This is a genomic window from Winogradskyella poriferorum, assembly GCF_050618035.1.
Taxonomy (GTDB): Bacteria; Bacteroidota; Bacteroidia; order Flavobacteriales; family Flavobacteriaceae; genus Winogradskyella; species Winogradskyella poriferorum_A.
The window spans coordinates 107,224-122,105 of the sequence record NZ_JBODPY010000006.1 but is presented as its reverse complement, the minus strand read 5'-3'; the positions used below and the strand labels follow the sequence as shown (position 1 = coordinate 122,105).

At 36.1% G+C, this 14,882-nt stretch carries 15 protein-coding genes; 9 read left to right on the top strand and 6 right to left on the bottom strand.

The window, feature by feature from the left end; genetic code table 11:
- The first annotated feature begins 48 nt into the window (after nt 1–48).
- The 6 genes from ACRHOC_RS13375 to era are packed head-to-tail and all read left to right on the top strand — an operon-like array spanning nt 49 to nt 4,570.
- Nucleotides 49–1,095, top strand: coding sequence for a PfkB family carbohydrate kinase (locus ACRHOC_RS13375; RefSeq protein WP_431159153.1), 1,047 nt, complete (start codon nt 49–51; stop codon nt 1,093–1,095).
- 6 nt (nt 1,096–1,101) lie between these two features.
- Nucleotides 1,102–1,773 (top strand): bifunctional 4-hydroxy-2-oxoglutarate aldolase/2-dehydro-3-deoxy-phosphogluconate aldolase, encoded by a 672-nt coding sequence (locus ACRHOC_RS13370; protein WP_431159152.1) that lies wholly within the window; start codon nt 1,102–1,104, stop codon nt 1,771–1,773.
- Nucleotides 1,774–2,295 carry a LacI family DNA-binding transcriptional regulator gene (locus tag ACRHOC_RS13365; RefSeq protein WP_431159151.1) on the top strand — a complete coding sequence of 174 codons (522 nt, stop codon included), beginning with the start codon at nt 1,774–1,776 and terminating at the stop codon, nt 2,293–2,295.
- Nucleotides 2,296–2,326: 31 nt separating this feature from the next.
- A complete protein-coding gene (locus ACRHOC_RS13360) occupies nt 2,327–3,166 on the top strand; it encodes a DMT family transporter (protein ID WP_431159150.1) in 840 nt (279 codons plus the stop codon).
- A 46-nt stretch (nt 3,167–3,212) separates the two neighbouring features.
- Nucleotides 3,213–3,671 carry an RNA methyltransferase gene (locus ACRHOC_RS13355; RefSeq protein ID WP_431159149.1) on the top strand — a complete coding sequence of 153 codons (459 nt, stop codon included), beginning with the start codon at nt 3,213–3,215 and terminating at the stop codon, nt 3,669–3,671.
- Between the two features lie 20 nt (nt 3,672–3,691).
- The gene (gene era, locus ACRHOC_RS13350; RefSeq protein ID WP_431159148.1) at nt 3,692–4,570 is read left to right on the top strand and encodes a GTPase Era; all 879 of its coding nucleotides are present in this window, start codon (nt 3,692–3,694) and stop codon (nt 4,568–4,570) included.
- Here the strand turns inward: era and ACRHOC_RS13345 are convergent, their stop codons facing one another.
- Entirely contained in the window at nt 4,571–5,092 is a 522-nt protein-coding gene (locus ACRHOC_RS13345) for a GTP-binding protein (protein WP_431159147.1), read from the bottom strand.
- Nucleotides 5,093–5,184: 92 nt separating this feature from the next.
- On the opposite strand from ACRHOC_RS13345, the gene der reads away from it, so the two are divergent.
- A complete protein-coding gene (gene der, locus ACRHOC_RS13340) occupies nt 5,185–6,489 on the top strand; it encodes a ribosome biogenesis GTPase Der (RefSeq protein WP_431159146.1) in 1,305 nt (434 codons plus the stop codon).
- Nucleotides 6,490–6,559: 70 nt separating this feature from the next.
- Nucleotides 6,560–8,938, top strand: a complete 2,379-nt coding sequence (locus ACRHOC_RS13335) for a T9SS type B sorting domain-containing protein (protein ID WP_431159145.1) — start codon at nt 6,560–6,562, stop codon at nt 8,936–8,938.
- A gap of 15 nt (nt 8,939–8,953) precedes the next feature.
- On the opposite strand, the gene ACRHOC_RS13330 is transcribed toward ACRHOC_RS13335, so the two are convergent.
- From ACRHOC_RS13330 to ACRHOC_RS13310, 5 genes are read right to left on the bottom strand one after another with little or no spacing between them, the layout of a single operon-like run.
- Complete coding sequence (locus ACRHOC_RS13330) at nt 8,954–9,766, bottom strand: TPM domain-containing protein (RefSeq protein ID WP_431159144.1); 813 nt, start codon at nt 9,764–9,766, stop codon at nt 8,954–8,956.
- Nucleotides 9,763–10,203: a TPM domain-containing protein gene (locus ACRHOC_RS13325; protein ID WP_431159143.1), complete on the bottom strand. Its 441-nt coding sequence runs from the start codon at nt 10,201–10,203 to the stop codon at nt 9,763–9,765. Before ACRHOC_RS13325 ends, ACRHOC_RS13330 begins: the two co-directional genes overlap by 4 nt.
- A 9-nt stretch (nt 10,204–10,212) precedes the next feature.
- Nucleotides 10,213–10,812: a LemA family protein gene (locus tag ACRHOC_RS13320; RefSeq protein WP_431159142.1), complete on the bottom strand. Its 600-nt coding sequence runs from the start codon at nt 10,810–10,812 to the stop codon at nt 10,213–10,215.
- Between the two features lie 10 nt (nt 10,813–10,822).
- Nucleotides 10,823–11,152, bottom strand: a complete 330-nt coding sequence (locus tag ACRHOC_RS13315; protein WP_431159141.1) for a MerR family transcriptional regulator — start codon at nt 11,150–11,152, stop codon at nt 10,823–10,825.
- 1 nt (nt 11,153) lies between these two features.
- Nucleotides 11,154–12,125, bottom strand: a complete 972-nt coding sequence (locus tag ACRHOC_RS13310; protein ID WP_431159140.1) for a M23 family metallopeptidase — start codon at nt 12,123–12,125, stop codon at nt 11,154–11,156.
- Nucleotides 12,126–12,256: 131 nt separating this feature from the next.
- On the opposite strand from ACRHOC_RS13310, the gene alaS reads away from it, so the two are divergent.
- The gene (gene alaS / locus ACRHOC_RS13305; RefSeq protein WP_431159139.1) at nt 12,257–14,869 is read left to right on the top strand and encodes an alanine--tRNA ligase; all 2,613 of its coding nucleotides are present in this window, start codon (nt 12,257–12,259) and stop codon (nt 14,867–14,869) included.
- The last annotated feature ends 13 nt before the right edge of the window (nt 14,870–14,882 follow it).

Below are 14,882 nucleotides of genomic sequence, written 5' to 3'. Positions count from 1 at the left end.
GAATTCAAAATCTTATTAAGTTACTAACTAGTTATTAAAATGAATCAAATGAATAAGGTAGTCACTTTTGGTGAAATTATGCTCAGATTGGCACCTCAAGGGTTTTTAAGATTTTCTCAAGCTTCAAGTTTTGATGTTGTTTATGGTGGAGGAGAATCAAATGTTGCAGTATCGTTGGCTAATTATGGTGTTCCCGTAGATTTTGTGACACGCTTACCAAATAACGATATTGGTCAATGTGCAATGATGGAAATGCGCAAGCGCGGTGTTGGAGTTGATAAAATTGTTTATGGTGGCGAGAGACTCGGTATCTATTTTTTAGAAACAGGAGCAGTTAGCCGAGGAAGCAAAGTGGTTTATGATAGAGCGTATTCTGCAATTTCACAGATTGAGCTAGGTATGATTGACTGGAAATCTGTCTTTAAGGATGTTGCATGGTTTCATTGGACAGGTATAACACCTGCGATTTCGCAGGGTGCAGCTGATGTGTGTTTAGAAGCATTAAAAACAGCTAGTGCAATGGGAATAACAATTTCTACAGACTTGAACTATAGAGCAAAATTATGGACGTATTGTGATGATTCCCACAGAGAAAAAATAATGACGGAACTAACATCTTATTGTGATATTGTGCTTGGTAATGAAGAGGATGCAGAGAAGCATTTTGGAATCCATCCAGAAGGATTAGACGTTCATAAACATGGACATGATGTTAAAGCTGAAGCTTTTTTATCTGTTTGTAAGCAAATGATGAAGAAGTTTCCTAAAGCCAAGAAAGTCATTACTACCTTAAGAGGTTCTATTTCGGCTTCTCATAATACTTGGGCTGGAGTCCTATATGATGGTAAGAATATGTTTGAAACGCGTCAATATCAGATTACAGATATTGTGGATCGTGTTGGAGGAGGTGACTCCTTTATGGGTGGCTTAATTTATGGATTATTAAAATATCCTGAAGATGATCAAAACGCACTGGACTTTGCTGTTGCCGCGTCTTGCTTAAAGCATACAATTAAAGGAGATGCGAATCTGGTAACGGTTTCAGAAGTAGAGAAATTAATGAGTGGTGATGCGTCTGGTCGTGTTGCAAGGTAATAGATTATGGCACAGTTTACACGAATAGAAGTAGCAACTAAAATGAAACAAACCGGACTGGTTCCGTTGTTTTATGATAAGGATTTAGAAACAAGTAAAAAAGTAGTAGAAGCTGTCTATAAAGGTGGTGCTCGGCTATTAGAATTTACGGCTCGAGGTGATTTTGCACACGAAGTTTTTGGCGAGCTAAATAAATATGTGATTGAAAATTTACCAGGAATGATTATGGGAGTTGGTTCGGTCACTGATGGAGCTTCGGCTTCAAGATATATGGCTTTAGGTGCTAATTTTATTGTAACTCCAGTTTTAAGAGAAGATATTGCAGTGGTTTGTAATCGAAGAAAAGTACTATGGTCTCCGGGTTGTGGCTCATTAACTGAGATTGCTAAGGCAGAAGAATTGGGATGTGAAATTGTTAAGTTATTCCCTGGAGGAATTTATGGTCCAGGATTTGTAAAGGCGATAAAAGGCCCTCAGCCATGGACCAATATAATGCCAACTGGTGGTGTGTCACCAACAAAAGATAACTTAGAATCTTGGTTTAGTGCTGGAGTGACTTGCGTTGGAATAGGATCCAAATTAATTAAGAAGGATGAAACTGGTCAATATGATTTAAGTCAAATCGAATCAGATACTCGAAATGCCTTAAAAATAATTCAGGATTTAAAATCAAATTAATTGGGAACATCTAGAATTACAGTTAAGGATCTATCGCAACTTTCAGGCTACTCAGTTTCTACGGTGTCAAAAGCACTTAATGATAAACGAGATATAAGTAAAGATACAAAAAGGGAGATCAGAGCAATTGCAAATAGATTCAACTACACACCAAATAAATATGCCGTTGCTTTACGTGCAAATACTTCAAAGGCTATAGGGATTTTATTGCCAAAAGTAACCATAAGATCATTTAATCAATCGCTTTTTTATTTGCAACAAATTGCAGAGAGCCATGGTTATAAGGTATTTATTTGTCAAACCTATAATTCTAATAACTGCGAAGATTCATATTTGCGCAAAATCAACGATGGTACAGTTGATGGCATCTTTGTTATAAATGATTTAGATAAGCAGACGAAGCCTAAATATGATTTGGATTTACCTGTAATGAGAATCCAGATAACGAATAACCAGTCAGAACAAGAAATAGAAAAGGTAATCAATCATAATTTTTATAAATTCCAAAATCTAATAGCCTAATAAGTATTTTAGTAACCTCTAAATTATTCTATTGAAAAGAGGAATTCTATATATGTTGATAAGCACATTAGCATTTACATTTTTAAATGTTTTTGTAAAATCCTTACATGCATTTGACGTATATCAGATTGTATTTTTTCGTGCCTTTGGTTCGCTTTTTTTTACAGTACCATTTCTTATTCGGCATAAAATATCATTTCTAGGAAATAGAAAGGCCCTTTTAGTCTTAAGGAGTATTTTCGGTCTTTTTTCTATGACATTATTCTTTATGGCCTTAAAACATATTTCTATGGGAACCGCTGTTTCCATACGATATATTGCACCAATTTTTGCGGCATTATTCGCTTTGATTTTCTTAAAAGAAAAAATAAAACCAATTCAATGGTTGTTTTTCCTTATTGCATTTTCTGGTGTTTTGATTCTTAAAGGTTTTGGAGAGGTCATTTCCTCTTTGGGAATTTTATATGCCTTTTTATCTGCCCTGTTTGTAGGGTTAGTTTATATTACTATTCGTAAAATTGGAAGTAACGACCATCCTGTCGTCATTGTTAACTATTTTATGGTGATTTCCACAGTAATCGGGGGAATTTTATCAATTAAAAACTGGAATAATCCAGTTGGATATGAATGGCTAATTTTTCTCAGTTTAGGTGTATTTGGTTATGTGGCACAATTATTTATGACCAAAGCTTTTCAGGTTGAAGAGACCAACCAAATAGCACCTTTAAAGTACTTAGAAGTATTGTTTACAACTATAATGGGATTAATTTGGTTTAATGAAACCTATGATATTTACATTATCATTGGGATGTTAGTCATTATAACAGGTTTAAGTCTAAATATGATTGTTGGACGAAAGAAGACTTCTTAAAAATCGCTTTATTATTTGAATACTTTAGAAGTTTTACCTTTGCCTTATGAACGATAATTTTACTAATGAGTTCTTTGGTATTGGTATACAAAACGGTAAGACTCCCGAAAATTTAGGTGTACTCTGGCGCTCTGCTCAAAACTTAGGAGCGAGTTTTATTTTTACTATTGGTAATCGCTATGCGAAGCAAGCCAGTGACACGCATAATGCAGTTAAATCAATGCCCTATTTTCATTATGAAACTTTCGATGAGTTTTTTAATAATCTGCCCAAGGGTGCCAGAATTGTTGGTGTAGAGTTGACTGAAGAGGCAGAGGATTTAGAAACATTTAACCACCCTCGACGATGTGTCTATTTGTTAGGCGCCGAGGACCATGGTTTGTCTAAACAGGCCATAGAAAAGAGTCACTTTTTAGTTAAGTTTAAATCGCAGTTAAGCCTAAATGTTTCTGTCGCTGGAAGTATTGTGATGTATGATAGGCAATTAAACAAACCAAGGTCGTAACTTTGTAAAAAATAAATGGAATGCACAAAGCCGGATTTGTAAATATTATTGGGAATCCCAATGTTGGTAAATCGACAATAATGAATGCCTTTATGGGTGAAAAATTGTCTATTATCACCTCCAAGGCACAAACAACGCGACATCGAATTTTAGGTATTGTTAATGGTGAAGATTTTCAAGTAGTTTTGAGTGATACACCTGGGATTATTAAACCTGCTTACGAGTTACAAGAATCTATGATGGATTTTGTAAAATCCGCCTTTGAAGATGCCGATGTACTTGTATACATGGTAGAAATAGGAGAGAAAGCTTTAAAAGATGAGGCTTTTTTCAATAAGATTACCAATTCTAAAATTCCGGTTTTATTACTACTTAATAAAATTGATAGCGCCAATCAAGAATTACTTGAGGAGCAGGCAGAATTTTGGCAGCAGAAAGTTCCAAATGCAGAATTTTATCCAATTTCGGCATTAAATGGGTTTAATATAAAGAATGTGTTTGAACGCATAGTGGAGCTTTTACCAGAGTCACCAGCATTTTTCCCTAAGGATCAAATTACAGATAAACCAGAACGATTTTTTGTAAATGAGGCGATAAGAGAAAAGATCTTATTGCATTACAAAAAGGAAATTCCATATGCTGTTGAAGTAGATACCGAAGAGTTTTTTGAGGAAGAAAAAATCATTAGAATGCGATCTGTGATTATGGTGGAGCGTGATACGCAAAAAGGAATTATTATAGGACATAAGGGATCTGCATTAAAACGTATTGGTGTTGAAGCAAGAAAAGATCTAGAGAAGTTTTTTGGCAAACAGGTGCATTTAGAACTCTACGTTAAAGTCAATAAGAACTGGCGAAGTAATCAAAATCAATTAAAACGATTTGGTTATAATCAATAGCTAGTTTATCGCATGCAAATTCTTACTTCTTAAGGTATCACGTATAAAATGGTGCAACTCATGCATTTGGTCCATACCTGTTCTTTTGCCGATACGTCCACTAAAGTAGAGACCAAACCAAATGACGATCATAAGCAAGGTGACGAATAACTGAATGGCAAAAGATTCTTCCAAAGACCAGTTCACATAAGTCCAAATGGCAAAGCCTATAAAAAAGCCAGCGACAACAAAGTGTAAAAACATAAACATGGTCCATACGGTTGGGTTTGGTCCAAATAAACCATAGATCGTGCTTATGTCTTTTTTGTCATAATCTTCATTAATTTCTAAATGTAATTGTGGTGACCAAAAATGTTGTTTGGCTTTGGGGAATTTTATAAACACATGGTCATCAACACGAGTGACAATAAATTCAGTCTGTGATTTGCCCTTTTCTTCAAATAAGGACAACAAATCATCGTTGTTTTCTTCAATGTTAAATTTGAATCTTGGTCGAAGTATTATTTCATTGGAGAGTTCCATTAGTTATGGATAATGATAGCTATTCTAATTTACACATTTTCTTTTAAATGATATCTAAGATTTAATACTACCTTTGCGGCAAGAATAGTGATATGGGAAATATAGTAGCTATAGTAGGACGTCCAAATGTGGGTAAATCAACCTTCTTTAATCGATTGATTCAAAGAAGAGAAGCTATTGTTGATGCTGTTAGTGGCGTGACAAGAGATCGTCATTACGGAAAAACCGATTGGAATGGTAAGGAATTTTCACTTATTGATACTGGTGGTTATGTGGTTGGTAGTGATGATATTTTCGAAGCCGAAATCGATAAGCAGGTAGAACTAGCTATCGATGAGGCCGATGCTATTATTTTCATGGTAGATGTTGAGTCTGGTATCACTGGTATGGATGAAGACGTTGCTAATTTACTTCGTAAAGTTGATAAACCCGTATTTCTGGTCGTAAACAAGGTTGATAATAATAAAAGAGCTGAAGATGCTGTAGAATTTTATGCTTTAGGCCTTGGAGACTATTATACAGTTGCAAGTATAAACGGTAGTGGTACAGGTGATTTGTTGGATGCTGTTGTAGAAGCCTTACCAGAAAAGGATGAGGAGGACGAAGAAGCATTACCGAGATTTGCCGTGGTTGGAAGACCAAATGCTGGCAAGTCGTCCTTTATTAATGCTTTAATTGGTGAAGACCGTTACATAGTTACCGATATTGCTGGGACAACACGAGATGCAATTGATACCAAATATAACCGCTTTGGATTTGAATTTAACTTGGTAGATACTGCTGGTATAAGACGAAAGTCAAAGGTTAAAGAAGATCTCGAATTCTATTCTGTAATGCGTAGTATTAGAGCTATTGAGCATGCCGATGTATGTTTGTTGGTTTTAGATGCAACACGTGGGTTCGATGGTCAGGTTCAGAATATTTTTTGGTTAGCAGAACGTAATCGAAAAGGTATTGTGATTTTGGTCAATAAGTGGGATTTGGTTGAAAAGGATAACAAGACGGCCAAGGAGTTTGAAAAATACATAAGAAAGCAAATCGAACCGTTTACGGATGTGCCTATCGTATTTATCTCAGTATTGAATAAGCAACGTATTTTTAAGGCAATAGAGACTGCAGTTGAGGTTTATAAAAACAGATCTAAACGCATTAAAACTAGTGTTCTTAATGATACATTACTTCCAATAATTGAAAAATATCCACCACCAGCATTCAAGGGAAAATACGTGAAGATAAAGTACATTATGCAGTTGCCAACTCCGCAACCTCAGTTTGCTTTCTTCTGTAATTTACCTCAATATGTAAAGGATCCATATAAACGCTTTTTAGAAAATAAGTTACGTGAACACTTTGATTTTACTGGTGTTCCGGTGAGTGTCTACATGCGGAAAAAATAGTATCTTTAATCTTGCTATGTTAAGGTTTAAGAAATACAAATTCTTTCTATTTTTTCTTTTTTATACTCTAGTGGCTTTTTCTCAAACGCCACCTGAAGTGTACGTTTCGGGGAACCAATTGTTTTGTGGAGAAGCACCTATGCCTATAGTGACTGAAGTCTCTATTAATTCAGATTCAGAATTAGAAAACGTGTACATCCAGATTTCTCAAGGGTATACCCAAGGACAAGATCAGCTTGTTTTAATAGGTAATCACCCTGGAATTTCTTCGAGTTGGGCACCTAATGAAGGTGTAATGACGCTCTCTGGTAATGCCTCAGGAGATGATTACGAATCTGCTGTGGCCAGCGTTGTATTTCAAACCACACAGACTAATTTTACCGAAGACAAAGTATTCTCCATTAATTTAGGAAATGCCAATTTTCTGCCTTCAACAGGACACTATTATTTCTATATTTCTGATGTAGGGATTTCTTGGGGCGAGGCAAAAAATGAAGCAGAAGATTTAACCTATTTTGGATTACAAGGTTACCTCGCAACTATAACCACAGAGGAAGAAGCACAGCTTGCTGGTCAACAAAGTCCTGGGACAGGATGGATAGGTGGATCGGATCGTATATCTGAGGGCGTTTGGATTTGGGAAACTGGTCCCGAAGCAGGTGAAATCTTTTGGAATGGAGCTGTAGACGGAAGTGCACCAGATGGTGTTTTTACTTTTTGGAATACTGGTGAACCTAATAACTGTTGTGGTGGTGAAAACTATGCTCATATTACTTCTCCAAATGTTGGAATGGAAGGCTCATGGAATGATCTACCAGTTACTGGGTCTTTAGATCCAGCGAGCGATTACCATCCACAAGGCTATATTGTAGAGTTTGGTGGTTTGCCTAATGAACCAGAATTAAATGTTTCTGGCAGCACAACCATAGTAACACCTAAGCTAGATATATTAACAGAATCGATTTGCGAATCTGGTAATGCCGTCATTGCCGTTAGTACAAATACGGATGAGGTTATTTGGTTTGAAACACCATCGTCTACAGAGGTATTAGGAACCGGATTAATGTTTGAGTCTTATATTGAAGATACCACGACTTTTTGGGTTACAGCTAGTTTTAATGGTTGTAACGGTGGTCCAAGAATTCCCGTAACGGTAACGGTTTATGATTTACCATTGGCCAATGATCTTACCATTGCGCAATGCGACGACGAAACTATAGATGGTATAGCAGTTTTTAATTTATCGAATAATTTTTATGATTTAATGCTTGGCAATAATCCTGAAGAAATTGGCTTTTTGCAGGTCACACTATATCAAGATGATGCATTGCAACTACCAATAAGTTCAAACCAGTACTATAATGTTTCAAATCCGCAGATTGTTTATGCTGAGGTGTTTAATACTCAAACTGGCTGTGCTGCAATTTCTGAGATAGAGCTTCAGGTTAATACCAGTCTGCCTGTAGAGTTGTCTTTAGAAGTTTGTGATGACTTTGAGGTTGATGGTTTTGCCTTTTTTAATTTATTATTAGCCAATGACCAGATTTTGGATAATGCTCCAATAGGATCAATTGTGGCGTATTACGAGACCTATAACGATGCTTTGTTAGAGAATAATAGACTCACCAATTATTACCCTAATATTGAAGCTTATAATCAGACGATTTATGCAAGAGTGGATACAGAATTGGGTTGTTTTAGTATTAATGAAGTAGACCTTTACGTTAAAGATATACCAAGCCTTAATCAATTTGAAGAAGTTTATTATTGTTTAAACAGTTTTCCAGAGACGATTAGTCTCAATGGAGGTGTTTTGGAGGGCATACCAAATAACTTCTATTACCAATGGTCTACTGGTGAAACAACAATAAATATAGACGTTAATCAAATAGGGACTTATACGGTTTTAGTAACTGAACCTTTCGCATGTACCAATCAGAGAATTGTAGAAGTTTTACCTTCAAACGTAGCAACAATTGAAGGGGTTGAGGTTTCAGATTTGGTTGAGAATAATACGATTGCAATCAGTGTAAGTGGTGAGGGTGAATATGTCTATGCCCTTGATAATGCAAATGGACCATATCAAGAATCAAATACAATTGAAAATATAACCTCAGGTATTCACACGGTCTATGTAATGGATATAAAGAATAATTGTGGTGTTACTGCAGAAGAAATTTCAGTATTAGGATATCCTAAGTTCTTTACACCTAATGGAGATGCAACAAATGAGCGTTGGGAAATTAAAGGCTTTTTCTCTCGATTTCCGGTTACTGCAATTGTTGAAATTTACGATAGATATGGCAAGTTGCTTACGATATTAAATGAGGACAGTCCAAGTTGGGATGGCACACTAAATGGAAATCAGCTGCCAAGCAACGACTACTGGTTTATTGCCAATTTTGAAGATGGCCGAACAATTAAAGGACATTTTGCATTGAAACGATAGTGTAAAACCAAGAAATTACCAGCCTCCAGAAGCACCTCCACCACCAAAACTTCCACCACCGAATCCACCGCCGAATCCTCCAGAACTTCCTCCAAAGCCACCACCGAAACCGCCAGAAGAAGAACCGCGAGAGTAACTTCCTCGTCCCATGTTGCTCAGTATAATAGCTTCTAGAATACTGCGACTGTCAGAACGATTGCCTCGGTTCCCACCACCACCGCGTCGATTTTTGGAAATTGCGATAATGAAAAGTATAAAAATGAGAAGCATAATTATAAGCAAGCCAACTGGGAAATCTGTTGTATTATTCTGCCTCGTACCTTGATATTCGCCATTAAGAACCTCAAAAATTGCTTCAGTACCTCTGTCGAGCCCACCATAATAATCGCCTTGTCTAAAGTAAGGTATGATGTCCCTGTCGATAATGCGTTTACTAAGAGCATCGGTAAGAAGATGTTCTACACCAAATCCCGTATTTATTCCAATTTTACGATCATCCTTGGCAAGCAGTATGAAGACACCATTATCTTCTTTTTCTTGGCCAATTCCCCATTTTTCAGCCCATTGTGTTCCTAGGTAATTGATATACTCTCCTTCTGTAGAGCTTATGATAGCAACCACAATTTGTGTTGAGGTGGTGTCTGAATAACGAATTAGATTTTGCTCTAGATTTGCCTTTTCTGTTAAGCTTAGTAGATTAATATAGTCGTAAACACTAGTTTGAAAATCAGGTACAGGAGGAATTTCGTATTGTGCAAAAGTCCATTGTGCCGAAAACAAAAGGCAAAGGAAATAAAACTTCGATATTATAGATTTACAATTCTTCATTGGCCTTTTGAAATTGTATTATCTAGTTCGTTTCGGTCACCATGGTTCCAAGGAAAATAATCCGACAGTACCCTTCCGGCTTCCATTATACCTCCTATTAGGCCATCCTTAAAATCGCCATTCTTAAAGTGTTGTTGTATTTTATCTCTGGTAGAATTCCAAAAATCATCTCCGACTTTATCGTTTATGCCTTTGTCACCACATATTACAAATGCTTTATTATCAACAGCCACATAAATTAATACGCCATTACGCTCAAGAGTATTATCCATTTTTAAATAATGGAATACCTCGAGCGCATGATTATAAATATCACCATCATAATCTTGTTCAATGTGCACACGGATTTCACCAGAGGTAGACCGCTCAGCAACTCGGATCGCTTCTACAATTTCCGATTCCTCTTGAGAAGAAAGGAAATCTTCGAGATGTGGCATGCTTAAATCTTAATTAAATTCGAAATTTACATCAGGTACATTTTCAGTGCCTGGATCTGCCTTATACCTTGGTATTTCATCAAAACCAAATAATCCAGCTAATAATTTGCCAGGAAACTTCGTCGTATGTATGTCGTAGATATTCACAGCTTCATTATAGCGATCTCTTGCCACATTAATTCGATTTTCTGTGCCTTCTTGTTGCGCTTGAAAATCTCTAAACTGTTGTGATGCTTTTAGGTCTGGATATCTTTCAAATGTTGCAATTAACCTACTGAAAGATCCTTTTAATTGGCTTTGTGCTTGCTGAAATTTTTCTAAATTTTCAGGCGTAAGATCATCAATATTTACATTTACAGAAGTCGCTTTAGAGCGGGCTTCTATAACCTCATTCAACGTCTTTCTTTCAAAATCTGCAGCACCTTGTACAGTTTTAATGACTGTACTGTATAAATCGCTTCGTCTTTGGTAGGTACTCTCTACATTAGACCATGCCGTTTTTGCATCGGCCTCATATTCTACAGCCGTGTTGTTAAAACCTACAGCCCAATTGTATATCCCAATTGCAATAACAGCGATTACAATTAAAGGGACTAACCATTTTTTCATATTGATAAATTTATAGTTGTGATTTAATTTTATTGAGTTGCGCTTTTATGTTCTCCAGTTTTTCAATAATCTCATATTTATCAAGCGCTTGTTTTTTATCTTCCTTAAGATGGGTCTTGGCTCCTTCAAGAGTAAATCCACGTTCTTTCACTAAGTGATAAATAAACTTTAAGTTCTTTATATCTTCTGGTGTGAATTTTCGATTTCCCTTGGCATTCTTTTTTGGTTTAATTATGTCAAACTCTTTCTCCCAAAATCGAATTAAAGATGTATTTACCTTAAAGGCTTTGGCGACTTCGCCAATGCCATAATAACGTTTTTCTGGAAGATCTATATGCATGTTAATCTAGTGATTGATTTTCTAAAGATGCTCGTTGTAATAATTTATCAAACTCTTCTGCAGATAGATTACCATAATAGAAGTTAATAGGGTTTATGCGACTACCATCCTTAAAAACTTCATAATGTAGGTGTGGTGCTTCAGATCTTCCTGTACTGCCTACAAAGCCTATAAGATCGCCACGCTTAACCCTTTGATTTACTCTTACATTGTATTTGTAAAGATGTGCATATAGTGTCATATAACCATAACCATGATCTATACGAATATGCTTTCCATATCCTGTTGAGCTATTATCAGCACGTTTAACGATACCATCACCAGTTGCGTAAATTGGAGTACCTCTTGGTGCAGTAAAATCCATTCCCCAATGAAATTTACGCACCTTAGTAAATGGGTCTGTTCTAAAACCATAACCAGAAGCCACTCGGGTTAAGCTCACATTATTTACAGGTTGAATTGCAGGTATTGCTTCTAAAAATTTTTCTTTATCCTCAGCAAGTTTCGCGATTTCATCGAGCGATTTCGATTGTACTACAATGGCCTTTTCTAATATGTCCAATCGTTTATTGGTTTCTGAGATTAATTGAGAATTGTCATAACCTTCAAATTTCTTATAACGATTTATCCCACCAAAACCTGCACGTCTTTGTTCTTCTGGTATTGGATTGGCTTCAAAATATAGTCTGTAAATGGCATTATCTCTTTCTTCAACATTTTCTAGTGCAGCGATGGCATCATCCATACGCTTGTTGAGCAATTGATATTGGAGTTCCATATTTTGCAATTCTCTTGCAAGTGCACGTTCTTTAGGAGATTCTAGATATTGGCTAACGATAAAAAATGAAAGAAACCCAAAAAGCCCAGCAGCTGTTAAAAACAACATCACATACTTAAATGTTGTTCTTTTCTTACGCTTTATTTTGCGGTAAGAAAGTGTTTCAGAATCATAATAATATTTTACCTTACCCATATTGCAAATTATGCTATTTTTGCGCTAATAAGACATTTTGTTTCCCAGTTTTATTAGCGTAACGACCAAAGATAAAAATTGTTTTGCAATTGTGGGAATTTTAAATTGAATCAAGCCGTAATTATTTGCATATGAAATCTCAAGATATTCGTGCTAAATTTCTAGACTTTTTTAAGGGGAAAGACCATCTCATTGTACCTTCTGCACCAATGGTGTTAAAGGATGATCCTACTTTGATGTTTGTGAATTCTGGGATGGCACCATTTAAGGAGTATTTCCTTGGGAATGCAAATCCAAAAAAGGATCGCATAGCAGATACACAAAAATGTCTAAGAGTATCTGGTAAACATAATGATTTAGAGGAAGTGGGTTATGATACCTATCATCACACACTATTTGAAATGTTGGGGAACTGGAGCTTTGGCGATTATTTTAAAAAGGAGGCGATTGCTTGGGCTTGGGAGTTACTGACCGAAGTATATGGTATCGATAAAGACATTTTATATGTTACTGTTTTTGAAGGTAATGATGAGGATAAGCTTCAGATGGATACTGAAGCTTATGATATCTGGAAACAGTATATAGATGAAGATCGCATACTCAAGGGTGATAAGAAGGATAATTTTTGGGAAATGGGAGAACAAGGTCCTTGCGGTCCTTGTAGTGAAATACATGTAGACATTAGATCTGCCGAGGAAAAGGCTAAGGTAGACGGTAAAGAACTTGTTAATATGGACCATCCACAGGTTGTAGAAATTTGGAATTTGGTCTTTATGCAATACAACAGAAAAGCTAATGGCACATTAGAGAATTTACCAAATAAACATATCGATACAGGTATGGGATTTGAGCGTCTTTGTATGGTGTTACAAGGTGTGCAGTCCAACTACGATACAGATGTGTTTACGCCTATCATAAGAGAAATCGAAACCATCACCAATAGCAAATATGGTAAAGAAGACAAGACAGACGTTGCTATTAGGGTAATTGCAGATCATGTAAGAGCTGTTGCCTTTTCAATTGCAGATGGCCAATTGCCAAGTAATACAGGTGCTGGTTATGTGATTAGAAGAATTTTAAGACGAGCAATACGATATGGATTTACTTTTTTAAACCAGAAAGAGCCGTTTATCTATAAACTCGCTGATACCCTGAACAAACAAATGGGAGATGCTTTTCCAGAGATAAAATCACAAGAGCGTCTTATTGAAAATGTTATTAAAGAAGAGGAGCATTCTTTTTTAAGAACACTAGATCAAGGTTTATTATTATTAGATCGTGTAATTGAGAATACAAAATCAAAAACCATAGATGGTAGCCGTGCGTTTGAGCTTTATGATACTTATGGTTTTCCTTTAGATTTAACACAGTTAATAGCGAGAGAAAAAGGGTATACTGTTGATGAAGATGGCTTTGATTCTGAAATGAAGAAACAGAAAGAAAGATCGCGTAGCGCTTCAGCAACAGAAACTTCAGACTGGGTCGTATTACGTGAGGATGATACTGAAGAGTTTATAGGTTATGATACTCTAGAAGCCGATGTTAGATTAACAAAATACAGAAAAGTTGTTTCAAAAAAAGATGGCGACCAGTATCAGTTAGTCTTTAATATGACGCCTTTTTATCCTGAAGGTGGAGGACAAGTTGGTGATAAAGGATCTCTTGAATCACCAAATGGTGATGTTGTGTACGTAATAGATACCAAAAAGGAAAACAATCTTATTATACATATAACCAATCAACTACCAAATCATTTAGAAGATACTTTTAAGGCCATTGTAAATGAGGAGCATAGAAGACTTTCTGCGAGTAATCATACAGCAACACATTTGTTGCATCAAGCTTTAAGAACGATTTTAGGTACTCACGTAGAGCAAAAAGGGTCTTTAGTAAAACCAAAGTATCTAAGATTTGATTTTTCGCATTTCTCTAAGGTTGATGCGGACCAATTGCAAGAGATTGAGGATTTTGTAAATGCTAGAATTAGAGAAAATATACCATTAGAAGAGCAACGTAACATTCCTATGCAAAAAGCATTGGATGAAGGTGCCATTGCCTTATTTGGTGAAAAATATGGCGATAGTGTCCGTGCCATAAAATTCGGTCAGTCTATGGAGCTTTGTGGTGGAACTCACGTGCAACAGACTGGTGATATATGGTATTTTAAGATTAAATCTGAAAGTGCAATAGCAGCGGGTATTCGACGTATTGAAGCCATTACAAATGTGGCTGTTGGTTCCTACTTTGAAACGGTTGATAAACAGTTTGAAGCTGTAAAACAAGTCCTAAAAAGTGCTGTTGATCCAGCTGTTGCAGTAAAAACACTTCAAGATGAAAATACATCGCTTAAAAAACAGATTGAGTCTCTACTAAAGGATAAAGCAAAAAATCTTAAGGGTGATCTGAAATCTGAGTTTAAGACCATTGATGATGTGAAATACTTGGCTAAGAAAGTAGATTTAGATGCAAAAGGAATTAAAGATCTATGTTTTGAACTTGGTGGTGAGCATAATAATCTCTTTTTAATTTTTGGTGCAGAAAATAATGGTAAGGCCATATTAACGTGTTACATCTCTAAAGAACTTGTAGCGAGTAAAGATTTAAATGCTGGTACCATTGTGAGAGAATTGGGAAAACATATTCAAGGAGGTGGCGGTGGCCAACCTTTCTTTGCCACAGCAGGTGGTAAAAATCCGGCTGGTATCGAGGAAGCATTATCAGCCTCAATAGCCTATTTAAAATAAAACACATTGCTTT

Excerpts from the sequence above, each read along its gene's own strand:
- ACRHOC_RS13375 (WP_431159153.1), top strand. The coding sequence starts at position 49 with ATGAATAAGGTAGTCACTTTTGGTGAAATTATGCTCAGATTGGCACCT.
- ACRHOC_RS13370 (WP_431159152.1), top strand. The coding sequence starts at position 1,102 with ATGGCACAGTTTACACGAATAGAAGTAGCAACTAAAATGAAACAAACC.
- ACRHOC_RS13355 (WP_431159149.1), top strand. The coding sequence starts at position 3,213 with ATGAACGATAATTTTACTAATGAGTTCTTTGGTATTGGTATACAAAAC.
- era (WP_431159148.1), top strand. The coding sequence starts at position 3,692 with ATGCACAAAGCCGGATTTGTAAATATTATTGGGAATCCCAATGTTGGT.
- ACRHOC_RS13345 (WP_431159147.1), bottom strand. The coding sequence starts at position 5,092 with ATGGAACTCTCCAATGAAATAATACTTCGACCAAGATTCAAATTTAAC.
- der (WP_431159146.1), top strand. The coding sequence starts at position 5,185 with ATGGGAAATATAGTAGCTATAGTAGGACGTCCAAATGTGGGTAAATCA.
- ACRHOC_RS13330 (WP_431159144.1), bottom strand. The coding sequence starts at position 9,766 with ATGAAGAATTGTAAATCTATAATATCGAAGTTTTATTTCCTTTGCCTT.
- ACRHOC_RS13325 (WP_431159143.1), bottom strand. The coding sequence starts at position 10,203 with ATGCCACATCTCGAAGATTTCCTTTCTTCTCAAGAGGAATCGGAAATT.
- ACRHOC_RS13320 (WP_431159142.1), bottom strand. The coding sequence starts at position 10,812 with ATGAAAAAATGGTTAGTCCCTTTAATTGTAATCGCTGTTATTGCAATT.
- ACRHOC_RS13315 (WP_431159141.1), bottom strand. The coding sequence starts at position 11,152 with ATGCATATAGATCTTCCAGAAAAACGTTATTATGGCATTGGCGAAGTC.
- ACRHOC_RS13310 (WP_431159140.1), bottom strand. The coding sequence starts at position 12,125 with ATGGGTAAGGTAAAATATTATTATGATTCTGAAACACTTTCTTACCGC.
- alaS (WP_431159139.1), top strand. The coding sequence starts at position 12,257 with ATGAAATCTCAAGATATTCGTGCTAAATTTCTAGACTTTTTTAAGGGG.